This is a genomic window from Flavobacterium sp. PS2, from assembly GCF_046250155.1.
Classification (GTDB): Bacteria; Bacteroidota; Bacteroidia; order Flavobacteriales; family Flavobacteriaceae; genus Flavobacterium.
In genome coordinates, this window is record NZ_CP176426.1 from 1490052 (window position 1) to 1514600 (window position 24549).

Annotated in this window: 13 protein-coding genes; 8 read left to right on the forward strand and 5 right to left on the reverse strand. The window is 33.7% G+C overall.

Features of this window, described 5'->3' with window-relative positions; translation table 11 throughout:
- Window positions 1-21 precede the first annotated feature (21 nt).
- The 5 genes from ACJ6WR_RS06300 to ACJ6WR_RS06320 all read right to left on the reverse strand — a co-directional run bounded on the left by ACJ6WR_RS06300 (window position 22) and on the right by ACJ6WR_RS06320 (window position 9286).
- Window positions 22-1860, reverse strand: a complete 1839-nt coding sequence (locus ACJ6WR_RS06300) for a PQQ-binding-like beta-propeller repeat protein (protein WP_409417362.1) — start codon at window positions 1858-1860, stop codon at window positions 22-24.
- Between the two features lie 366 nt (window positions 1861-2226).
- On the reverse strand, window positions 2227-3039 hold the full coding sequence (locus ACJ6WR_RS06305; RefSeq protein ID WP_409417363.1) for an alpha/beta hydrolase: 813 nt from the start codon (window positions 3037-3039) through the stop codon (window positions 2227-2229).
- Window positions 3040-3381: 342 nt separating this feature from the next.
- The gene (locus tag ACJ6WR_RS06310) at window positions 3382-6297 is read right to left on the reverse strand and encodes an FAD-binding and (Fe-S)-binding domain-containing protein (RefSeq protein WP_409417364.1); all 2916 of its coding nucleotides are present in this window, start codon (window positions 6295-6297) and stop codon (window positions 3382-3384) included.
- Between the two features lie 178 nt (window positions 6298-6475).
- The gene (gene nagB / locus ACJ6WR_RS06315) at window positions 6476-8401 is read right to left on the reverse strand and encodes a glucosamine-6-phosphate deaminase (protein WP_409417365.1); all 1926 of its coding nucleotides are present in this window, start codon (window positions 8399-8401) and stop codon (window positions 6476-6478) included.
- A gap of 135 nt (window positions 8402-8536) precedes the next feature.
- Window positions 8537-9286, reverse strand: a complete 750-nt coding sequence (locus ACJ6WR_RS06320) for a DeoR/GlpR family DNA-binding transcription regulator (RefSeq protein ID WP_409417366.1) — start codon at window positions 9284-9286, stop codon at window positions 8537-8539.
- Between the two features lie 245 nt (window positions 9287-9531).
- Here ACJ6WR_RS06320 and ACJ6WR_RS06325 point away from each other — a divergent pair, with 245 nt between their 5' ends.
- From ACJ6WR_RS06325 to ACJ6WR_RS06360, 8 genes are all read left to right on the forward strand, one after another.
- Window positions 9532-12804 (forward strand): SusC/RagA family TonB-linked outer membrane protein, encoded by a 3273-nt coding sequence (locus ACJ6WR_RS06325; protein ID WP_409417367.1) that lies wholly within the window; start codon window positions 9532-9534, stop codon window positions 12802-12804.
- 24 nt (window positions 12805-12828) lie between these two features.
- Window positions 12829-14562, forward strand: coding sequence for a RagB/SusD family nutrient uptake outer membrane protein (locus tag ACJ6WR_RS06330; protein ID WP_409417368.1), 1734 nt, complete (start codon window positions 12829-12831; stop codon window positions 14560-14562).
- Window positions 14563-14835: 273 nt separating this feature from the next.
- On the forward strand, window positions 14836-16035 hold the full coding sequence (locus tag ACJ6WR_RS06335) for an exo-beta-N-acetylmuramidase NamZ domain-containing protein (RefSeq protein ID WP_409417369.1): 1200 nt from the start codon (window positions 14836-14838) through the stop codon (window positions 16033-16035).
- A gap of 116 nt (window positions 16036-16151) precedes the next feature.
- Window positions 16152-16979 (forward strand): N-acetylmuramic acid 6-phosphate etherase, encoded by an 828-nt coding sequence (murQ, locus tag ACJ6WR_RS06340; protein WP_039119813.1) that lies wholly within the window; start codon window positions 16152-16154, stop codon window positions 16977-16979.
- Window positions 16980-17237: 258 nt separating this feature from the next.
- Window positions 17238-18746, forward strand: coding sequence for a sodium:solute symporter (locus ACJ6WR_RS06345; RefSeq protein WP_409417370.1), 1509 nt, complete (start codon window positions 17238-17240; stop codon window positions 18744-18746).
- An 82-nt stretch (window positions 18747-18828) separates the two neighbouring features.
- A complete protein-coding gene (locus tag ACJ6WR_RS06350; protein ID WP_409417371.1) occupies window positions 18829-21828 on the forward strand; it encodes a glycoside hydrolase family 3 N-terminal domain-containing protein in 3000 nt (999 codons plus the stop codon).
- A gap of 170 nt (window positions 21829-21998) precedes the next feature.
- Complete coding sequence (locus ACJ6WR_RS06355; RefSeq protein WP_409417372.1) at window positions 21999-23207, forward strand: anhydro-N-acetylmuramic acid kinase; 1209 nt, start codon at window positions 21999-22001, stop codon at window positions 23205-23207.
- 65 nt (window positions 23208-23272) lie between these two features.
- Window positions 23273-24544, forward strand: a complete 1272-nt coding sequence (locus tag ACJ6WR_RS06360) for an acyltransferase family protein (protein WP_409417373.1) — start codon at window positions 23273-23275, stop codon at window positions 24542-24544.
- The last annotated feature ends 5 nt before the right edge of the window (window positions 24545-24549 follow it).

A 24549-nucleotide genomic window follows, 5' to 3' on the forward strand; every position in this document is an offset into this window, starting at 1 on the left:
GAAAACCTTTACAACATAAACTTACTCTAACAAATAAACCCCACCTTCTATAAGTGATGTCCAAACTTTTCCCTGATCATCAACTGAAAATCCGTTTACGCTCGAGCTTCCTAAATTGATTTGTTTTATAATCTCAAATTTCTCTGCATCAACAATAACGACTTCTCCTTTTCGGCTTCCGATATATATTTTATTATTGTTTTCTACTATTGGTGCTGGATTATGCTCGTACCCTAGTTTTAAATCTAAAATCTTACTTTGACTAATCAGATTTTCTTCTGTCAATTCTAGATTATCGCTTAATGGTAATCTTAACAATTCTCCATTCATCGTTTTTGCATAGAACCATTTTCCGTCTTGACTTTTTCCCATCGATTCTCTGACTTTCCATTTAGAGGTTCTAAAAAGGGTTTTACCTGTTTCGATATCTAAAATGGTCAAAAAACGTTCTGGTGTAACAAAGTAAAGCCTACTTTTTGATGACACTACATTTACATTTCCAGCTGAATACAAAAGCTGATTCGTATTCCCGTTATTCCATCGCCAAATGAGTGCTCCTGTGTTTTTATTTAAGCAATACACATTGGCATCCCATGCTCCAAAAATAATCTTATCTCCTTGGATCAATGGTGTTCCTTGCGAATACGATTGTGGTAAATTATTCTTCCAGATTACCTGACCACTAACGACATCAATGCATATAAACGCTGTAGAGCTTGCTGTATAAATTTTATTATTTTCGACAATTGGCGAACCTACCAAAACTCCTCCTACAGGAATCTTCCATTTTTGTTTGCCAGATTCTGTATTAAATCCTAACAGATTTCCTTCTATTGTACCAATAACAAGATTATTTTTTGCAATAATTGGGGAGAAATAAATAGCATTTCCTGTTTCTATTTTCCAATTCAGCGTTTTGTTTTTCAAATTAACCGATTGTATCTCGCCAATAGAATTGGTAAAATAGAGGCTTCTTTTATCAAAACAAGGAACACTATAAATTGATGCAATGTCTTTTACAAATGGTGGGAAATTAGTTTTTAGATTATCTTTTGGAATTTCAATTTTTGAAGGTTTTGTTGGAACTGAGAAATTAAAAACACCTGGTTTGTCTATCATTTTCTGATAAACACTAATACTATCATTATTGATTACAACCTCGTTGTAGCTTCTTGTTTTTCCGTCGCGAGAGGTAATCGACGCTCCCATTATTCCGCTTAAACCCGAGAAATCATATTTTTTTAAGGTGTGTCCGTGACCACAAAAACTAACAACTGTAGGGTATTTTTCTAAAACAGAAAGTACTTCTTTATAATTACTCACACTATTATCTAATGGATAATGCGCAAAGTTCAATACTTTTTTATTGCTATTTTTAAGACTGTCTTTTAGTGTTTGGTCAAGCCAAAGAACGTCTTCATGCTTTACAAAACCATCACCCATTTTCATATAAGGACCACACGGAAATCCGATAAAAAGATAATCGCCTTTTGAAAAAACAAATCGATCATTACCCCATATTTTTTTATAAGTCAAACCTGCACTTTCACTCCAATTAGTTTCGTGATTTCCAGAAATTACATAATACGGAATTTTCAATTTAGCCAGAATAGAATGCACTTGTTTTAGTTCATCGTCTGCACCACGATTCGTTAAATCTCCTGTTACTACAACAAATTCATTATCCGAATTATTGATTTCTTTTATAATATCTTGTAGCAAAAAATCATTTTCGTTTCCCACAGAAACATGCAAATCTGTAAGTTGCACAAACTTGATATTTCCTGATTTTTCTGCCTTTTGAGAAAACCCTGATGCAATTATAAAAATCAATAATATTATGGAAAATGAATGTTTCATAAAACAATTATAAATCTATTGGTTGTAATTATTACCTTAATCTGTTGGCTTTAATCATTTTAACACATAGAAACATAGACTTTTGACTCTCATAAAAGGCGTTTCACTTATTTTAAATGCACATAGCTAGCTATGTGAAAGAAATATATTTCTTTTTATATTCTTTTTTACACATAAAATCTATGTTTCTATGTGTAAAATTAAATTTCCATAATACACTCAACAGATTAATATTGTCTTATATGCACTACGGTATGTTCCTATATTATGTGCAATCGTTGTGTTAGACGCACTGCGGTGCGTCTCTACACTGTGCGTCTACAGAAAACCTTTGAACCTTTGTTACTCTGTCCCTTTGAACCTCTCTCAATTATTAAAAAAATTATAGAAAAACAGCAATTGAAATTTTAAGGAGTTCTCCCAATATTCAATATTATGTTTTCCTGGACGTTCTATATAATCATGGTTAATTTTTTGGGCAAGCATCTTTGTGTGAAGTTCTCTATTTACATCAATAAAAAAATCATCTACTCCACAATCGATAATAAGTTTTAGATTATTGTTTTCTACTAATCCAAGCATATTTACTACTGTGTTTTTCTCCCAATTTTCAGGGAATTCAGTTATAGAACCTAAACGTTTTTTTATATCCCACTTTTCAGGAAACGGACGAAAATCTACTCCTCCACTCATACTCCCAGCTGCTCCAAAAACATCCTGATGCTTAAACGAGAGATACAATGCTCCGTGTCCGCCCATACTAAGACCTGATATAGCTCTGCCTTCACGACTTGCAATCGTTTTGTAATTTTTATCTATAAAGGGAACTAACTCATTTACAACATAAGTTTCATATTTAAATGTGGAATCTATTGGACTATCAAAATACCAGCTTGAATAATTCCCATCAACACCAATTACTATAAAACCATATTTATCAACCTGTTCTCCAACCTCTTTAAAACTTTTTACCCAAGTTGCATAATTACCGCTATACCCATGAAGTAGATAAACTACTGGGAATTTTTTCTTGCTTTTTTTATAATTATCAGGAACGATTACACACGTCTTTATGTTTTTATTCATCGAAGTGCTAAACACTTGTATCGTGTCAATCTTAGCTGCTTTGGCAGAAAAAAATAGAAATACTAAGAGTAATGTGTAAATTGTTTTTTTCATAGAATTATGGTTTATTTTGGTTAAAAAGAGGCAATAACTTTTCTTCAAAATGTATGAGATTTTTTATTTCTGATACATTTTGACAAAAAAATATAACGGGTTAAATGATTAACTTTCTTTCTTTTAAGTTCTTATTTCACTGACTTTAAAGCTTGAGCTAAAAGGTAACACACAATTAAATAAAACTATTTTAACCATGTAAGTGATATAAGTCCATTTAAGTTTTATGCTGATTAGTCATGCTTATATTTTCTTACATCACTTACATGGTTAACTTTTTTTTGTTACAATTTTATTTCTTTAATAAAACTCAAAAAAATATAAAATTTAGATTCGAGAAATTTACTTCAAACAATCCCTCAAAATCGTCACTGGGTGCATTGCTTTTCTATTGGTTCCGTCAAAAATCTGGTGACGGCAACTCGTTCCTGCAGCTGCAATTGCAGTTGTTGCTTCGGTTGAACGGATTTTCGGGAACAAAGTATCCTCACCCATTTGCATACTTATTTCGTAATGCTCTTTTTCATATCCAAATGAACCCGCCATACCACAACAACCTGAATTATAAATAGTAACTGAACTATTTTTAGGGACATTTAGCATTGCGAAAGAAGCTTCGACAGTACTTAATGATTTTTGATGACAGTGTCCGTGAATTTTTATTGTTTTCTCTACATCCGAAAATTGTCCAGAATGAATTTTTCCTGCAGCAATTTCTCTCTTAAAGAACTCTTCGACTGTAAATGTATTTTTCGATAATTTCTCGGCACTTTCTTTGTCTTTTGCCAATCGAATGTATTCGTCTCTAAAAGTCAATATTGCAGATGGTTCGATTCCTATCAGGGGTATATTTTCTGAAATTAAATCTTTAAAAATACCTACGTTTTTATTAGCTATTTCTTGTGCTTCTTCTAAGAATCCTTTGGATATAAATGCTCTTCCGCTTTCTTCGTGGTCTACAATTATTACTTCATAGCCTAGTCCTGTCAGCAATTCATAGGCATCTATCCCAACTGGAACATCATAATAATTGGTAAACTCATCACAAAAAAGATATACTGCTCCATTTACAAAAGGACTATTTACTGTTGATTTTTTATTTTTTTCGTACCACTTTCTAAAAGTTGTTGGTGCTAATAATGGAACTTGTCTTTGAGAAGCAATTCCCATACTTTTTTTAACAAAGCCCAAATTGGCAACAAAATTTGTCATGGAAGGCGCAATGCTTCCTAGCTTGTTAAGTTTAGAATTGAAAGCAAATATTTTATTTCGAACAGAAAATCCGTTTGCTTTTTGGTATTGATATAAAAACTCCGATTTTAAAGTCGCTACATCTACATTACTTGGGCATTCGCTTGCGCAGGCTTTACAGCTCACACACAACTCAAATACTTTATATAATTCTTCGTGGTCGAATTTATTGTCTTTCTCCGAATGGGTTAGGTATTCTCTTAACGCATTGGCTCTAGCACGAGTCGTATCTTTTTCATTTCTCGTAGCTCGATAACTAGGGCATAAAGTTCCTCCAGCCGAAGGTAACTTTCTGCAATCGCCTGAACCGTTACATTTCTCGGCTGCACGCAAAATCCCCATACTGTCCGAGAAATCCTGAATTGTTTTAATATCTGGTTCTACTCTTCCTGATTCTACCCGCAGATTTTCGTCCATTTTAAAAGCGTTCACAATTTTTCCAACATTCAGAATTGTATGCGGATCAAAAGCACTTTTAATTCTTTTTAATAATTCGTAATTCTTCTCGCCTATCATAAATGGCAAAAACTCTCCACGAACAATTCCGTCACCGTGTTCTCCACTTAGTGAACCTCTATATTTTTTTACCAAAATAGCCACTTCGGTAGCAATGTTTCTAAATTGGTGTAATCCTTCTTTTGTTTTTAAATTTAAAACTGGACGCAAGTGAATTTCTCCCGCTCCTGCATGTGCGTAATAAATAGCACTTTGCCCATGTCTTTGCATCATGGCAGAAAAATCTGCTATATAATTAGGTAAATCACTTAGTTCAACCGCTGTATCTTCTATAGAATCGGCAGCTTTATCATCACCAACAATACTTCCTAAAAGTCCAAGTCCTGCTTTTCGTAAGTCATTTATTTTATCAATATCGGTTCCATAAATTTTAGGCAAAGCATACCCAAAATTATTTTCTTCAAGATCTTTAATTAAAGCATCTGCTTGTCGTTCGGCATCTTCCATACTATCGTGTGATCCTACTTCGAGCATAATAACTGCCTTTGGTTCTCCCACGATAAAAAACCTGTTTTTAGCTTGTTCCCTATTGGTTTTAGTACAATCTAATATTGTATCATCCATCATTTCGCAAGTGTACAAATGATGTTTCATTGCAGTAACTACGGCCTCTAAACTTTCCTGAATGGTATGGAAATGTGCCACAACCATAACATTATTTGTTGGTGGTAAATCATCTACTTTCAGTGTGATTTCTGTGGTAAATGCCAGAGTTCCTTCACTTCCGCAAAGTAACTTTCCTAGATTTATTGTGTTTTCTGTACCCGAAAACAAGTCTGATTTTAATAATAAATCAATGGCATATCCTGTATTTCTTCTATGAATTTCAGGTTTTGGAAATTCTTTTACAATTTCTTCCTGGTTTTCTTTATTCGAAAGTTCTTCATAAATCGCTTTGTAGATTTTACTTTCCAGCGAATCTCCTTTTGTCTTTTCTATAAATTCCTCCGAAGTCATTTCCTTAAATACAACAATGCTTCCGTCGCTTAAAACAGCTTTTATCTCAACTATTTTATCACGGGTTACTCCATAACGTATTGATGTTGTTCCCGATGAATTATTTCCTACCATTCCGCCAATCATACATCGATTTGTGGTCGAAGTATTAGGTCCGAAAAATAATCCGTGTGGTTTTAAATACAAATTCAGCTCATCGCGAATTACTCCGGGCTGAACTGTTATGGTTTTCTTAGCAGCATCAAAAGCAACAATCTTAGTAAAATGTTTAGATACATCTACAATTATTCCGTTTCCTACAGTTTGCCCCGCCAAAGAAGTTCCTGCCGTTCTGGGCGTTATTGAAATTTTATTTTTTGCTGCAAAGCGAATAATTTTAACAATATCTTCTTCTGTTTTTGGAACTGCTACTGCTTGTGGTATAATTCTATAAGCAGATGCATCAGTGGCATATAATTTTTTATGAAGCTCGTCATAAAAAAGAGTTCCTTCTAATGAATCGGATAATTGCTGTAGTTGAAGAGTATCAGACATTTAATATGATATTGCTATTATTTTATTATTGTATTTCAAAGTGTTTTTTCACTTTGCAAGTTAGCAAGATTAGACCTAACTTCTTTTAAAAAACGTCAGGTCTGCGGTACAAAATCTTGCAGGATTATAATCCTTTGTTGGAAATCTATATTATAATTTATTAAACTAACACAAATTATTAGTAATCAAAACGTTTAAACGCTTCGATTGCTTCATATTCAGCCAATCCTAATTCATCATATAAAATGGCTGTGTTTTTATTACGATCTTCGGCTCTAACCCAAAATTCTCTTGAGTCATTTCCTTGAAACATTACTCTGTCTTTCTGAGATTGATGGTATAAAATTGCATGACGTTTCAATAATACTTCTGATGGGCTTAATGGTACTGCCATATCTATTTCGTGAATATCCCATTCATGCCAAGCTCCTCTATATAACCATAACCAGCAATCATTCATATAAAGTTCTGACTTTAATTCTTTCATTGCTGCAAATATCGCATTCAAACATACTTCATGCGTCCCGTGTGGGTCTGCTAAATCTCCTGCTGCAAATACTTGATGTGGTTTTATTTTGGCAATAATATCCTTAACGATAGCAATATCTTCAGTACCTAACGGATTTTTCTTTACTTGACCTGTTTCATAAAAAGGAAGATCAAGGAAATGAGTGTTTTCATCTTTTAAACCAATATATCTTGTGGCTGCGTACGACTCACGTCTTCTTATAAGTCCTTTTAATTTTCGAACTTCCAAAGAATCAATTTGATTTTCTGTCTTATTATTTAGGAAATTAATAACTGATGAAAAATTAACTCCTTCGATCTCTTTTCCAACAAAATCGCTACATACTTCGGCAAACTTTAATGCCTCATCATCTGTAACAGCAATATTTCCGGAAGTTTGATATACTACATGTACATCATGTCCTTGTTTTATTAATTTAGAAAATGTTCCTCCCATCGAGATAACATCATCATCTGGATGTGGACTAAAAAGGATTACTCTTTTCTTAGCCGGATTGGCTCTCTCAGGGCGATGTGAATCATCTGTATTTGGTTTACCTCCTGGCCACCCCGTGATAGTATGCTGCAAAACATTGAACATATTAATATTCAAATCGTAAGCAGAACCTTCTTGTGCCAAAAGATCTGACATACCATTATTATTATAATCTCTGTCGGTAAGTTTTAATATAGATTGTTTGGTTTCTCTACAAAGCCAAACGATTGCTTTGCTTTTTAATTCTTGTGTCCAGGTACATCCGCCTACTAACCAAGGGGTTTCAAATCGTGTTAATGCAGATGCTGAAGACTGATCTAATACAAAAGTAGCATTAGAATGATTTTGCAAGAATGTAGCTGGAACTTCTGAGCTTATATCTCCTTGAATGGTTCTCTTAATAATTTCGGCTTTATTTTGTCCCCAAGCCATCAAAACAATTCTTTTAGATCTAAGAATCGTAGAAACTCCCATTGTGATTGCTCTTTTAGGAACATTATCGATACCATTAAAGTCTGATGAAGCATCGACTCTGGTAATATGATCTAGGGTTATAATTCTGGTTCCTGAATTAATGTGTGATCCTGGCTCATTAAATCCTACATGTCCTGTACGACCAATTCCCAGAAGCTGAAAATCAAGCCCTCCGGCTTCTTTTATTTTCATTTCATAATCAACACAATATTGATTAAGTTCTTCTAGAACAACAGTTCCGTCTGGAACATTTACATTTTCTGGTTTTATATCAATATGATTAAAGAGATACTGATGCATAAAATAATGATAGCTCTGACGGTTCTCTTTTGTCATTGGATAATATTCATCCAGATTAAAAGTAACTACATTATAAAAACTAAGACCATCTTCTTTGTGCATTCGAACTAACTCTTCGTATACTTTTATAGGTGATGAGCCTGTTGCCAGACCAAGTACACAAGTTTTATTCTTGGCTTGTTTTGAACGTATTAATTCGGCTATTTCCTGAGCAACTGCTTTTGAACCTACAATTGAATTGTCAAAAATCACATTATGATTTTTCTCAAATCGGGTTTCTTCAAATTTGCCAGGTATGTCGTAAGCCAAAGAAGTATTGGTTTTCATAATATATCTCTTAGTTAAAAAATTAGTTTAACAAATATATACAAAAAACAAAACGAATACATTATTTTGCGTTATTTAACAAAATTAAATTAAAATACCGTAAAATAACGCAGAAATTACTGATTGAATCTCAAATTACAACACAAAAACTCCTGATTTTCTATATTCTTCCAGCATTGGATCTTCTGGATCAAGGTTTGTAACAATCGTATCTAGCTGGCTAAGTTCGCAAACAACATGTGGCATTTTAGTATTTAATTTATTCGAAGAAAACATCGAAACTACTCTGTCAGAAGACTCTATCATTGCTTTTTTAACAATAGACACTTCATACCCTATCTCTGTTAATCCTTGTTTTACATTAATACTACTGGCTCCAATAAAACAGATATCGGCTTTAATCTTAGACAAAACCTGGATTACATCCATACCGATAGTAACCATTGCGTTTTTCTGCATTTTTCCACCTATAAATATTAAATCTATATTAGGATGCTGTGATAATTGCATCGCTATTGGTAAGCTATAAGTATAGATTGTAGCCTTTAAATCGGAAGGAATTAGCTTCGCAAACACAAGATTGGTGCTACCTCCGCTCATTATAATAACCTGTCCATCATGCAATAATGACAACGCTTTTGTGACAATTTTTTTCTTTTCTTCTTCTGCCGATATGACAATATCAAAAACATCAACAGATTTTTCTGTAGGCTGTATAGCACCTCCATAAACTTTCTCAAGAAGATTCTTACTGTCTAATTCATTCAAATCTCTCCTTATAGTATCTTCTGACAGATCTAGAGCTAAAGCCAAATCCGTCGTAACAACCTTTTGTTCTTCAAGGAGTTTAGTCATTATGTATTTATGTCTTTCGGCTTTCAGCATTTTTTAAAAATTAAAAATTCAGGGCAAATATATCAAATAATTCAATTCAAAAGCTGAGGACTCCTTAGTATATGCAATAGTTTGCGTATTTTGAATCTCCTATAGACCTTATAGGGTATTACTACGTAAAAACTGCATTGTTTTGCGTTATTTTAGTTAATTTTTGAAAATAAATATAAAATACCGCATTTATATGCAATAAATAAATATATTTGCTCAACAACCATTAAAAAAACCAAATTATCATGAAAAAATTATTCCTTATTTCATTGTTGGTTTTGTTCATTCAAGTAACATTTGGGCAAACAAAAACAATAACCGGAACTGTAAAAAACAAAGCGGATGGGATTCCTATTCCTGGAGTGAGTGTCCTTATTCAGGGAACTGCAAAAGGTAGCTCTACTGATTTTGATGGTAACTACAGTATCGCAATATCACCAGGAGAAAGCCTTAGCTTTAGCTACATGGGTTTTGAAACTAAGGTGGTAAAAATAGAGGGACAACAAAAGGTTAATGTTGATCTTTCTGAAACCGCTTCAAAATTAGACGAAGTAGTTGTCGTAGGGTTTTCTTCTCAGAAAAAAACCAACGTAACTGGTGCTGTTGCGTCTATAGATGTTGCTAAAACTATTGGCAGCAGACCTTTAACTGATATAAGCAAGGCATTACAGGGTACTACGCCTGGTGTAAATGTTAGTTTTAACTCAGGGAATATTAATCGTATGGCAAAAATAAACATACGTGGATCTGGAACTGTGAATGTTAACGGCTCTGACGATCCTTTAATATTGGTTGATGGAGTTCCTACAGATTTATCTCTTATCAACCCTAATGATGTAGCAACGATGACAGTACTTAAAGATGCAGCTTCGGCTTCTATCTATGGTGCTCGTGCCGCTTTTGGGGTAGTACTTATTACTACAAAAGGAGGAAAAACAGGAGAAGGAAAAGTTAGATTTTCTTATAGCGGAAACACTGCTTTTACCAATCCGATTTCTACATTACAATTCTTAGACCCTACAGACGAAATTCCTGGACTAATTGCTGCAGGAACGCGTACTGATGGTTCTACACCAGAATTTTTTGGAGCAAATTACAACACTTTACTTGCCGGAATTAAAACCTGGAAAGAGAAATATGCAAACAATCGTACTAGCAATGAAATGGTTTATGGTGAAGATTGGGAAATTAAAAATGGTACGCCTTATTTCTATAGAGTTTGGGATGCTAATAAAGAAATGTATGCAAAAAATGCGCTTCAAACTTCTCATAATTTCTCTGCTCAAGGTAATCTGGGAGATAAAAGTTCCTTCTTTGCTTCGTTTGCAATTACAGACCAACAAGGTATGTTAAGAGTAAATCAGGAAACTAGAAAGAGAACAAATATCAATTTAGGATTTACTACAAAATTAACGGATTGGCTTACAGGAGATTTCAAAGTAATGACTATTCGCAGTACTTACGATCAGCCATTTAACTATTATGGTGGTTCTGGTACTGATGATACAAAATATGGAGGTTATTTTGGTTATGCACTTCGTTGGGGACAATATACTCCAAACTTCGGAACCTATAGAGGATATAATTTCCGTACTGCCGGAGGGTATTTATCTAATGCGTCTATGAACGAAAATGATCAATACAATAACAGGTTAAGTGCAAAATTTACAGCCGAAGTTATAAAAGATCTTAATATAATTACTGAGATAAGCAGTGTTACTGATTATTACTCCAGAAAACAAAACGGAGGTAAATTTCAGGCTTGGGATAGCTGGTCATCTATGCCATACGACGCTACAACAATACAAACAGCTACACCTGCAACTCTTGAAGCAGGAAATGATTTTGTAGCACAATCAAAAGCAGAAACAAGAACAAATGTTGTTAATATTTATGCGAACTATAAAAAGCAATTTAACAAACATAATTTAAAATTCTTAGGAGGTTTTAACTCAGAGTGGCAAGATTTTTCTCGTACGTATGCAAGAAGAAACACACTTCTGGACAAAACAAAACCAGAATTTAATCTTGCTGTAGGAGAACAATTTGTTTCTGGAGCTACAAATACTGATTTGAACCCAGATGTAACAGCTTATTCAATCGCAGGTTTCTTTGGTCGTGTAAATTATGACTATAACGGAATTTACTTATTAGAATTAAATGCTCGTTATGATGGTTCTTCTAAATTCCCTACAGACCAACAATGGGGATTCTTCCCTTCGGCATCTATAGGATACAAAATTATTAATGAGAGTTTTATGGAAGGTACACGCGGATGGTTAAATGACCTTAAATTACGTGCTTCTATGGGATCTATAGGAAATCAAAACATTGGTAACAATGCTTTCTTATCTATCATGAAAACTAAAAATCCTTCGTGGATAAATGGTGGAGCCGTATTACCTCCTTCTACAGATTTGCCAACTAACGTTGACCCAGCATTAACTTGGGAAAAAGTATATACAAAAGACATAGGTATAGATGTGAGAATATTTGATATGCTTGGTGCTTCGTTTGATTGGTACCAACGTGATACAAAAGGAATGCTTGCCCCTGGTATAACGCTTCCAGGTTCTTTTGGTCAGGATGCAGCTAAAACAAACTCAGGGAACATGAGAACAAGAGGATGGGAACTATCTTTAAACTTTAATAAACAATTAAGCGAGAGTGCTTCAGTTTTTGTAGATGTTGCTTTATCTGATTACAAATCGGTAGTTACTAAATGGAATAATAGCTCTAAATTATTAACTACTTATTATGACGGATATGAAATTGGTCAAATCTGGGGTTTAACGAGTGACAGACTTTTACAATCTAATGACGTGTTTACCAATAACGGTAAAACGGTAAATGGTGTTGACTATTCTAAAACTATGCTTGGTAGTTTTAAATACGGACCTGGAGACGTACATTATGTAGATACAAATGGTGATGGTGTTATATCACGTGGAGCTGGAACTGCAGACGATCATGGAGATTTAAGCAAAATTGGAAATACAACTCCTCGTTACAAATACGGAGTAACTTTAGGTGGAAAATATCGTGGTCTTGACATTTCTGGTTTCTTCCAAGGGGTTGCTAAACGTGATTATTGGGCTGCCTCAGATGCTGTTTTACCTTTCTATCGTGCACCTCAACAAATGTATGCAAACCAATCAGACTATTGGACACCAGAAAATACAGGAGCTTACTGGCCAAATCCTTATTATGGTAGCGAATCGACAGCTTTTGGAGGTAGTACTGAAGGTATGAATAACTTCGTAACTCAAACAAGATACTTACTTAATATGTCTTATTTACGTCTTAAAAATGTTACTCTTGGTTATTCTTTACCAAAAGAATTCATCAAAAAAGCAGGGTTAGAAAAATTAAGAATATATGCTTCGGGTGAAAACTTAGTGACTTGGGCAGATAGCCGTCTTCCTGTAGATCCTGAACTTGACGAATCGGAAATCTTCTGGGGAAGAGCTTATCCTTTTACCAAAACATGGTCTTTTGGTGTTGAGCTATCTTTCTAATACTAACAATTCAAAAATTTTAAAATGAAAAAATCAATTATAAAATCCAAATTACAGCTGATGTTTGCAGCAACTATAATGGCAATGAGCGCCGTTGGTTGTTCGGACTACCTGACAGATGAGCCTGCAGATAAATTTACAAACGAGAACTTCTGGCAATCTGAAGACAACGTAAAAACATTTTCATGGCTTAATTATGATACTTTTTTTGGTTACGGCAACGGGACAACAATTGGAGTTTCTTCTTTCTATTTCCATGGCACCGACTCTAAAGTAGATGATAACCTGGCAGCTTATACTTTTTTTCAAATGCCTGTTACAGCAAGTACTACCAATAAGTATTCCTGGGATGAATTTTACACACTGATTCGTCGTTGTAATTTAATGATAGAAAAAGTACCTGGCGTTCCTATGGCAGAGGTAAAAAAGAATCATTATTTAGGTGTAGCTAAATTTTTCAGAGCCTATACATATTTCCGTTTAGTACAAAAAATGGGGAATGTTCCGTATACTGATAAATTTTTAGCCCAAAGTGATGCTGCAGTATACTCGCCTGCAATGCCAAGAGCAGAAGTTATCGACAGAGCAATTAAAGATATGGAAGAAGCTATAGACTTATTACTTCCGGTAGATGATAAAAATACTACTGTAAATAAATATACTGCTTATGCTGCTTTAAGTAACATTTGTATCTACGAAGGAACGTACAGAAAATACCATTTAGGTCAAGACGGAAGCGCTTATCTTAACAAAGCCAAAGCAGCATCTCTTGCCGTAATGAACAATGGTGGTTATAAATTAAACTCAGATTGGAAATCCCTTTACAACTCTGTTGAATTAGCTGGTAATACAGAAGTAATACTTACAAAACGTTATTTATCAAACGTATTAATGCATTCTCTTCAAAACTATACCAACACATCAACTATACAATATGGTTTAACAAAATGGGCTGCCGATAGTTATGTAACTACAAATGGATTACCTATACAACAAGCAGGAAACAGCCAGTATACTGGTGATACTGATATTACAAAAACGTTTGCTAATAGAGATCCTCGTTTTGGTAAAACTGTAAATCCTACTAGTTACGGATATAAAGGAAAACCTTTTAGCGCTGCTACATTAGTTTCAATGTCTGGATATGTGTTTGAATTATACAACAATCCAGCAACAACAGGCCCAGATGTTACTACAGGAGGACGTAATTATACTGATGCCCCTGTATTTACTTTAAGCGAAGTATATTTAAATTATGCCGAAGCTTGCGCAGAACTTGGTACTGCTACAAATACTGATCTTGATATGTCTATCAATAAAGTACGTGCCCGTGCAGGAATTGCGCCTTTAACTACAGACGGGACTAATGCTTCTGCTGGAGGAATACAAATTAATGACCCAAGAAGAACGGCTACTTTAGAGCAAATCTCAGGTTCTGTTAGCCCTCTTATATGGGAAGTACGTCGTGAGCGTCAAATTGAATTTATGAGCTGGACAACGCTTAGACAAATGGATATTTACCGTTGGAAAAAAGGAGATTACCTTGATACTTCAAAAAATACAGATGTAAATCTTGGAGCAAGAATAGGTACACCTGTTGGAACACAAGTTATAGTAGATGGTAACGGATATATTAAATTATACCCAGCAAATGCAAGAACCTTTGAAGCCAAACATTATTTAATGAATATCCCAACAAACGATATCGATTTGTACAAAGCTCAAGGGGTAGAATTAAAACAAAACCCAGGTTGGTAATTCAGAATCTCAAAAACTGAATACTAACAAAATAATAAACTACCTCTGGTCATGGAAAACTCCAGAGGTAGTATTTTAAAATTATTATTTCGTACAACGAAGACATCGATTAATAAACCGACGAAAATAAAATCCTAGTCTGATAAACTCAGATAAACGCTACTACAATAAACCACACAACAACAATCAAAAAAAATACAGAATATCAATCAAATAATAATCTAACTTTATTTAGTCAATTTCTGCCTTCTAACTATTAAACTGTAATTTAAAATGATAAAATTCATAGCTAAATGTGTTCTTATTGTAGCATCAATGTTTTACACAACATCATATTCCAGTTCATTACAAACAATTACAAAAAACAACACTCAGGAATTAAATGCACCGGCAATTAAAACCGGAGCCGATAATTATGAAAAATACCTACCCTTATTAAAAGATAAAAAAGTAGGAATCGTTACCAATCAAACAGGGATTTTGACTAACAAAACTCACCTGGTAGATTTTTTATTAGAGAAAAAAATTGCTGTTCAAACCATTTTTGCTCCCGAGCATGGGTTTAGAGGAACTGCAGATGCTGGCGAACATGTTGTAGACGGAAAAGATCCAAAAACCGGACTATCAATCATCTCTCTTTACGGAGATAATAAAAAACCAAAAACAGCACAATTAGCAGGAATCGATGTTATGATATTTGATTTACAAGATGTTGGAGCACGTTTTTACACCTATATTTCTTCTTTACATTATGTAATGGAAGCTTGCGCAGAAAACGGGATTCCGCTTATTATTCTTGACAGACCAAATCCTAATGGAGGTATTGTCGATGGGCCACTTTTAGAAAAAGAATTTACAAGTTTTGTGGGTATGCACCCTATCCCACTACTTCACGGGATGACTATCGGCGAATATGCTCAAATGATTAATGGCGAAAAATGGCTTAAAAATGAAGTACAATGTAAGCTAACCGTTATTCCTTGTGTTGATTATAACCGAAAAATGGAATATAGCTTGCTTGTAAAACCATCGCCAAACTTACCAAATGATCAATCTATAAACTTATACGCTAGTTTGTGTCTTTTTGAAGGAACTAATGTAAGTATGGGGCGTGGAACCGAGAAACAATTCCAGATTTATGGTTCTCCTTTTTTAACAAAAACTAATTTTAGCTTTACTCCTAAACCAAATTTTGGAGCCAAAGACCCGCTTTATAATGGGAAAGAATGCTTTGGTGAGGATTTAACATCATATCCTAAACTAACACGTTTAGAATTAAAATGGTTGATTAAAGCATACCAAAACACTAGTGATAAAACTAAATTCTTCAATCCTTTTTTTACAAAACTTGCTGGAACAAAAAAATTGCAACAGCAAATTGAAAGCGGAATTTCTGAAGATAAAATTAGAAAGACCTGGCAAAAGGATTTAGAAGCATTTAAAAAAATGCGCACAAAATACCTAATCTATTAAATCATACCCTTATTTATTGTCAAATAAATTCTGGACTGTTTTTTATGATGCCCAATCATAAAATATGTTCCAAACAAAATTAAAAAATTAAAAAAATTAGCTAAAAACAAAATAAAATGGCAAAAATAAATCCCGATACAGAACGTGAATCACTTTACTCTAACTTAGATAAAATGAGCACAAATGAGTTGCTTACCAATATAAATAATGAAGATAAAAAAGTAGCCGAGATTGTCGAAAAACAAATCCCTACTATTGAGAAATTAGTAGATGCTATCGTTTCTAAAATGAAACTTGGCGGAAGACTATTTTATATAGGCGCAGGTACATCTGGAAGAATCGGTATTCTTGATGCTTCTGAGTGTCCTCCTACTTTTGGAGTTCCAGACAATTGGATTATTGGTATCATTGCAGGAGGAGATTCGGCTATTAGAAAAGCAGTAGAAAATGCCGAAGATGATATTGATCAAGCCTGGAGAGATTTATCTGCCTACGATATTTCGAGTTTAGATGTTGTTTTAGGAATCGCAGCTTCAGGAAACACTCCTTATGTTATTGGAGGATTAAAAAAAGCAAGAGAAAATAATATCATTACAGGTAGTATTTCTTGTAATAGCGCAAGTCTTATCTCTAAAGAAGCTGACCACCCTATAGAGCTAATTGTAGGGCCAGAATTCCTTACAGGTAGTACAAGAATGAAAGCAGGAACATCTCAAAAACTAGTCTTAAACATGATTTCAACATCTGTTATGATTAAACTAGGAAGAATTTACGGTAACAAAATGATAGACATGCAATTGTCTAACAAAAAACTAGTACAAAGAGGTGTAGAAATGATTGTAGAAGAACTTCATATTGATGAGAAACTAGCTTCAGAATTATTAAAAAAACACAAAAGTGTAAGAGCCGTTTTATTGGCAGAAAATAAAGATCTGGAAATTTAATAACCAAACTAATCAAAATCTTTTATAGATTTATACACGTTGGATATAACTCATGAAAATTTTATTTAACACATAGAAACATAGATTTTATGTGTAAAAAAATACGAAGAGAAATACATTTCTTTCACATAGCAAACTCTGTGTGTTTTAAACAAGTGAAACGCCTTTTTTAAGATTACAAAATCTATGTTTCTATGTGTTAAAAATTAATTACGCCCAACAAGTAAATTTATAAAATACTAAACCACAAAAGATAAAATGACACCAAGTACTATCCTTCTTCTTATTATCATTTATTTCGGAACACTATTCTATATCTCGCATAGAGTGAGCCGAAAGGATGATGGAAATGATGCTTTTTTTACAGCCAATAAAAACTCAAAATGGTATTTAGTTGCTTTTGGGATGATAGGAACTGCTCTTTCCGGAGTAACTTTTATCTCTGTTCCTGGAGAAGTTGGTGCTGCGAGTGGTGAACAATTCAAATATTTTCAGTTTGTATTGGGTAATGCAATCGGATTTATAATAATTACAAAGTTATTATTGCCGCTTTATTACCGAATGAACTTAACCTCTATTTATGGATATATAGAACAACGAATGGGGTTTTACAGCTACAAGACTGCAGCTTCTATTTTCCTGATTAGTAGAACCGTTAGCTCAGCATTCAGACTATACTTAGTGGTAATTGTATTACAGCGTTTTGTATTCGATTTTTATGGTATTCCTTTCGCTTTTACCGTATTAATGTCCTTAATTCTTATTTTTTCTTACACGTATAGAGGTGGACTAAAAACCATTATTATAACAGATACGTTACAAACGTTTTTCTTAGTTACCTCAGTTTTTCTTACCATCTATTTTATTTGTGATCGTATGGATTTAAGTGCTATTGGTGCTTTTGAAGAAGTTAAAAATAGTAATTACTCTAAAATATTTTTCTTTGATGATTTTCTAGGAAGCAAATTTCATTTTATAAAACAAATATTAGGAGGAATGTTTGTTACTATAGCAATGACAGGACTTGATCAAGATTTAATGCAAAAAAACCTGAGCTGTAAAAACATTGGAGAAGCGCAAAAAAACATGTTTACTTTTACAGGAATCTTCGTTATAATCAATATCTTCTTTTTAAGTGTTGGAGCTTTACTATACATTTATGCTAACAAAAACGGAATTGCAATTCCAACCGATTTAATTACAGGCAAACCAAGAACCGATTTACTTTTCCCAGAAATAGCCTTAAATCATTTAGCCACAATTCCGGCAATAGTATTCTTATTAGGGATTATTGCTGCAACATTTGCTACGACAGATTCAGCATTAACAGCATTAACGACTTCTTTTTGTGTCGATTTCTTAGGCATGGACAAAGCCGAAAATAGCAATAAGACAAACTCAGTACGCACAAGACACTTGGTTCATATTAGTTTCTCGGCATTGATTTTCTTCGTAATAATCATTTTTAATTCCATCAATGATAGTTCAGTAGTTGGGATGATATTTAAGGTTGCATCCTACACTTATGGTCCATTATTAGGATTATATGCATTTGGATTGTTCCAGAAATCAAGAAATGTAAATGATAAACTCGTTCCATTTATCTGTTTATTATCTCCTTTCTTCACGTATTTAATAAATGAAAATTCAAAAGTATTGTTTGCAGGATATGTATTTGATAATGAATTAATCGTGCTAAATGGTTTAATAACTTACTTAGGATTATTCCTGACAAGCTCACGCAGTAGCGAAAAAATAAGTTTTTAAAACCTCTTTAAACAAAACTAATTAACTAATCAATTGAACGCTTTTAAATAAGCTTAGCTTTCAATTGCCAAAAAATAATGATATGAAAGATTACTTTATAAAAATTAGCCTTTGTGCCACATTTTTATTTTTAATCACCAATTGTGGCGTTTCCAGAAAAAACAATACAGTTACAGATTCAAAAAATGATACCTCCCCAGCAGATACAGTAGTTTATGTTGCCCCAAATAAATCTGAAAAGAAAACATTCTTTAAAGATTCAGACAGAGAAACTGCTTGGGTTGATAGTATTTACAATAAAATGTCGGTTCAGGAAAAAATAGGTCAACTATTTATGATTTCGGCCTATTCTAATAAAGATTCTGTTCATACCAATCAAATCAATAAATTAGTTCAAGATTATAAAGTAGGCGGAGTTATATTTTTTCAAGGAGGTCCTGTTCGTCAGGCTAAATTAACCAACCAGTACCAATCTAAAGCAAAAATTCCTTTGTTTGTAGGGATTGATGCCGAATGGGGATTGGGTATGCGATTAGACTCAACTTATCGTTATCCTTGGAATATGACTTTAGGAGCAATTCAGGATTTAAGTTTAATTGAAAATGTTGGAAGAAACATGGCCAATGAAAACAAACGAATCGGAATCCATTTTAATTTCGCTCCAGTTCTTGACATCAACACCAATCCTAAAAATCCTATTATCGGAAACCGTTCATTTGGCGAAGACAAAGTTAATGTAAGCGACAAAGCCATTGCCTTAATGAAAGGGGTACAAAGTCAAGGTGTTTTTAGTACCGGAAAACACTTCCCTGGACATGGAGACACCTCAACAGATTCTCATCATGCATTGCCTTTGGTTAATTTCTCAAAAGACAGACTTGAATTAATCGAATTATATCCGTACAAACGAATCTTTGATGAAGGTTTAGTATCGGTTATGGTTGCACATCTTAATATTCCAAGTCTGGAACCAACACCAAATCTTCCATCTTCAGCTTCTTATAATGTAGTAACTAATCTGCTTCAAAAAGAATTAGGCTTTGAAGGTTTAATTTTTACAGACGGTTTAGCGATGAAAGGCGCAAGTAATTTTAAAGGTCCTGGGGATCTGGAAATTGCCGTACTACTTGCAGGAAATGACATTTTGCTTTGTTCAGAAAATGTTCCTGTAGCATTCCAGAAACTTGAAGTTGCCTATAACGAAGGTGTTATTACCGAGGAACGTTTGGCACATTCGGTAAAAAAAATATTGCATTATAAATTTAAAGCAGGATTAAACAAATACAAACCTATCGATATGGCAAACATATACGACGAGCTTAATCCGCCGCAAAATGATGCTTTGCACTATAAATTATACGAAAACGCTATTACCGTTTTAAAAAATGAAAAGGAAATACTTCCTATCAAAGATTTAGAACAAAAGATAGCGTATGTAAAACTAGGAGAAGATGTTAACAGTGATTTTGTTACTACTTTAAAAAAATACACAGAAGTTACCGAAGTTGCCAACACGAACATAGATAGCTTAAATAAAGAATTAAAAAAATACGACCTTGTTATTATTGGTTTTCACAAAGTAAATAAAACTTGGGAAAAACAAAATTTCACAGATACTGAACTGATTTGGTTACAAGAAATTGCAAAACACAACAAAGTGATTTTGGATATTTTCACAAAACCCTATTCACTATTGCCAATCACTAATTTTGATGATATTGAAGGATTAGTAGTTTCTTATCAAAACTCAGATATCAGCCAGATAGTTTCGGCAGAATTATTATTTGGAGCCATCCCTGCCAAAGGAAAACTACCTGTGTCTATCAATTCATCTTTTAATGTAAATGATGGTTTAACTACCGAAAAAATAAATCGTTTGGGTTTTACAAAGCCAGAAAATGTAGGCATGAATCCGCTTATTTTATCTAAAATTGATGCTGTCGCACAAAAAGCAATTGATGGAAAAATGACTCCGGGAATGCAAGTACTTGTAGCTAGAAAAGGAAGTGTTATTTTCCAGAAATCATACGGTAGTCAAACCTATGATAATACCCGAAAAGTTACAAACTCAGATTTATACGATGTTGCTTCGATTTCAAAAATGATTTCGACATTGCCTAACGTAATGCAATTGTATGATAATGAAAAAGTAAACCTGGATACCAAATTAAAAGATATGGTACCGCTTTTCGCGAAAACAAATAAAGAAAATATCAGCTTCAAGGATTTACTAACTCATTATGCAGGGCTTCAGGCTTGGATTCCGTTTTATAAAGCAACGCTGGATAGCGAAGGGAAACCTTCGGCTAAATACTATCGCAGAGTAGCCGAATCTGATTTTTCTACAAAAGTTGCAGACAATCTTTTTATTAGAAATGACTATCATGACACCATCATGAAAATCATTGCCGATAGTCCTTTATCCTTAAAAAAAGAATACAGATATAGCGATTTTACCTTTATTATCCTGAAAGAATATTTAGAAAGAAAAACGCATAAGAAATTAGAAGTACTGAGTCAGCAAAATTTCTACAACACACTCGGAATGAACAATACGCTTTACAATCCTTTAGACAAATTTGATAGAAGTAACATTGCTCCTACCGAAATTGATAATTATTTCAGACACCAAGTTATTCAGGGATATGTACACGACATGGCAGCAGCGATGGAAGGCGGAGTTGCCGGTCATGCTGGAATTTTCTCCAACGCTATGGATGTTGCTAAAATGATGCAGCTATTTTTACAAAAAGGAAATTATGGTAATAAACAATATTTCTCCAAACAAACATTTGATGCCTTTAATACTTGTTATTACGCTGACAAAGGAGTACAAAGAGGTTTAGGTTTTGATAAAAGAATAAACGAAAAAGGTCCTACGTGTGCCTGCGTTTCTCCATCTAGTTTTGGACATACCGGATTTACTGGAAACATAGCTTGGGTTGATCCAGAAACAGAAATTGTTTATGTATTTTTATCCAATAGAACCTATCCCGAAGTTATTAATGATGAGAATAAATTAGCTAGAGGAAAAATCCGAGAAGATATTCAGCAAATAATTCAGGACGCTATTATAAAATAAAAAACAGTTCTATTTATATCAATCAAAGGTTAAATAAAACCTGTATTAAATTTAACCATATAAGAAATATAAGTTCATATTAGAGTCTCCTCAAAATACAGCTTAAATGAACTTACATTACTTACATGGTTTAAAAAGGATATTAAAATGAACTTTTAAAAACAAAAATCATGAACACAAATCTGGAATCACTGTATAAAATTGCTCAAAAACCTTCCCGAACTATTATCGGATTAATGTCTGGTACTTCTTTGGATGGTCTTGATGTGGCTCTATGCGAAATCTCTGGTTCTGGTGAAAACACCGAAGTTCAATTAGTACAATTCGATACCATTGATTATTCTGAAGAAATAAAATCAGAAATCAGAACCGTATTTGCTAAACAAACCATTGATTTTCAGAAACTGGTTTTATTAAATGAATGGATTGGGGTTCTTCATGCCAACATGATTTTGGAATGTTTAGAACGTTGGGGAGTTCCAACCGATAAAGTAGATTTGGTAGCCTCGCATGGTCAAACTGTTTTTCATGCACCTAAGATTTTACACCAACAAGAAAAATTCCCAAACGCTACTTTACAAATTGGCGACGGAGACCATATTGCTGTAAAAACTGGAATTATAACACTGTCAGACTTTCGTCAAAAGCATCTTGCTGCAGGAGGAGAAGGAGCACCACTTGCCGTTTATGGCGATTATTTCCTCTTTGGAAAAAAAGGAGAAAATCGTATTATGCTTAATATGGGCGGAATTGCAAATTTTACCTATTTGCCATCAAGCAGTAATCCCGAAGAAGTTTTTGTTACCGATACAGGAACAGGAAATACACTAATCGATGCTTTTACCAGACTTTCGTTTCCTGATAAAGCCTATGATAAAGATGCCGAAATCGCAAAACAAGGCAAAGTAAACAATTCACTTTTAGAAGCTTTAAAAGCCGATGAGTTCTTCCTTGGATCTTTCCCGAAGACTACAGGTCCAGAACTTTTTAATATAGAATATGTTAGAAAAGCTCAAACCCAAAGCAATACAAACGATATTTCTGTTGAAGATTTATTGGCAACCCTAACCCGATTTAGTGCCGAAACTATAGCCAATGCTATACATACAGCTATAAACAACACAACATATCCTGTTGAAAGTTTTACGATTTATATGTCAGGCGGAGGCGCACATAATCCATTATTAGTAAGTTGGCTAAAAGAACTATTGCCTTGTACTTTTTTAAATACCGATGTTTTAGGAATTTCAGGAGATGCAAAAGAAGCCATATTATTTGCCATTTTAGCAAACGAAACTGTTTCTGGTGGAACTTCAGATTTTGGAACACGCAAAGGAATTCCGTCTGTATCAATGGGTAAAATTTCTTTTCCTAGTTAAAATAAAGAACTATTAAAAGTTTACGCTTTTATATAATTAATGAAACCAAAAAATAAACTAAACCAATGACAAAAGAACGTTTAATTTCACTAGATGTATTTAGAGGATTTACGATTTTATTAATGACTATTGTTAATAACCCAGGAAGCTGGGCTTCTATATATCCGCCTTTAGAACATGCAGAATGGCACGGCTGTACTCCTACCGATTTAGTTTTTCCTTTTTTCATTTTTATAATGGGAACAGCAATCCCGTTTGCAATGCCTACAAAACATCTTGATTCAGGTGTTTTTAATAAAATCTTGGTTCGTTCGTTACGTATATTCTGCTTAGGATTATCTTTAAACTATTTCAGCCGAATTCAATTGTTTGGACTAGAAGGAATCCCTTTGTTACTTCTTAGATTAAGTATAACATTTGCTGTAGCCTATGCCCTTTTAGGAAACTTTACTTTAAAAATTAAAACATACCTCGTTTTTGGAATCTTTGCGTTATTATTATTCTTAGCATATAGCAAAATAGAAGCCTTTGAAGACGTAAGAATCCCTGGTGTTTTACAACGTATCGGAATTGTATATTTCTTCACTTCACTTTTATATCTAAAAACAAATTTAAAAACGCAACTTCTCGTTACGGCTTCAATTTTATTGGGGTACTGGATTTTGATGGCTTTTGTTCCCGTTCCCGGATTTGGTGCTGCCAATTTTGATAAAGGAACCAATCTGGCTGCTTGGTTAGACGATTTACTTTTAAACGGGCACTTATGGAGTTTCTCTAAAACTTGGGATCCAGAAGGAATTTTAAGTACTTTACCAGCTATTGGCACAGGAATTCTCGGAATGTACATAGGACAAATATTAAACTTACAGATTACAAAAACCGAAATTCTAAAAAAATTAGCAATCTCAGGAATTGTACTCTTAGTTATCGGTATGCTTTGGAACATAATATTCCCAATAAACAAATCACTCTGGTCAAGTTCTTATGTTTTATATACCGCTGGTATAGCTACAATATGCTTAACCATATTATACTATATAATAGATGTAGCAAACTATAAAAAATGGACTAAACTATTTTTAATTTGGGGAGTAAATCCAATGATTGTTTTTTACTTCTCTGGAATAATCCCTAGAGTTTTGAGTTCTATTAAAGTTCATAGTCCAGATATAGCTACAGAAGAAATCAATCTTCAAGCCTTGATTTACAAATTTGGAATTACGCCTTGTTTTGAAAACCCATTGAATGCATCATTAGCTTATGCAATATCATACGCCATTTTTTGGTCACTTATACTTTGGGTTTTCTATAAAAAGAAACTGATTTTTAAAGTATAAAACAT

What these genes read in the sequence shown, in the direction of transcription:
- nagB (WP_409417365.1), bottom strand. Translation starts at nt 8,401, where the DNA reads ATGAAAACCAATACTTCTTTGGCTTACGACATACCTGGCAAATTTGAA.
- ACJ6WR_RS06320 (WP_409417366.1), bottom strand. Translation starts at nt 9,286, where the DNA reads ATGCTGAAAGCCGAAAGACATAAATACATAATGACTAAACTCCTTGAA.
- ACJ6WR_RS06310 (WP_409417364.1), bottom strand. Translation starts at nt 6,297, where the DNA reads ATGTCTGATACTCTTCAACTACAGCAATTATCCGATTCATTAGAAGGA.
- ACJ6WR_RS06345 (WP_409417370.1), top strand. Translation starts at nt 17,238, where the DNA reads ATGACACCAAGTACTATCCTTCTTCTTATTATCATTTATTTCGGAACA.
- ACJ6WR_RS06350 (WP_409417371.1), top strand. Translation starts at nt 18,829, where the DNA reads ATGAAAGATTACTTTATAAAAATTAGCCTTTGTGCCACATTTTTATTT.
- ACJ6WR_RS06305 (WP_409417363.1), bottom strand. Translation starts at nt 3,039, where the DNA reads ATGAAAAAAACAATTTACACATTACTCTTAGTATTTCTATTTTTTTCT.
- ACJ6WR_RS06325 (WP_409417367.1), top strand. Translation starts at nt 9,532, where the DNA reads ATGAAAAAATTATTCCTTATTTCATTGTTGGTTTTGTTCATTCAAGTA.
- ACJ6WR_RS06335 (WP_409417369.1), top strand. Translation starts at nt 14,836, where the DNA reads ATGATAAAATTCATAGCTAAATGTGTTCTTATTGTAGCATCAATGTTT.
- ACJ6WR_RS06355 (WP_409417372.1), top strand. Translation starts at nt 21,999, where the DNA reads ATGAACACAAATCTGGAATCACTGTATAAAATTGCTCAAAAACCTTCC.
- ACJ6WR_RS06330 (WP_409417368.1), top strand. Translation starts at nt 12,829, where the DNA reads ATGAAAAAATCAATTATAAAATCCAAATTACAGCTGATGTTTGCAGCA.
- murQ (WP_039119813.1), top strand. Translation starts at nt 16,152, where the DNA reads ATGGCAAAAATAAATCCCGATACAGAACGTGAATCACTTTACTCTAAC.
- ACJ6WR_RS06360 (WP_409417373.1), top strand. Translation starts at nt 23,273, where the DNA reads ATGACAAAAGAACGTTTAATTTCACTAGATGTATTTAGAGGATTTACG.
- ACJ6WR_RS06300 (WP_409417362.1), bottom strand. Translation starts at nt 1,860, where the DNA reads ATGAAACATTCATTTTCCATAATATTATTGATTTTTATAATTGCATCA.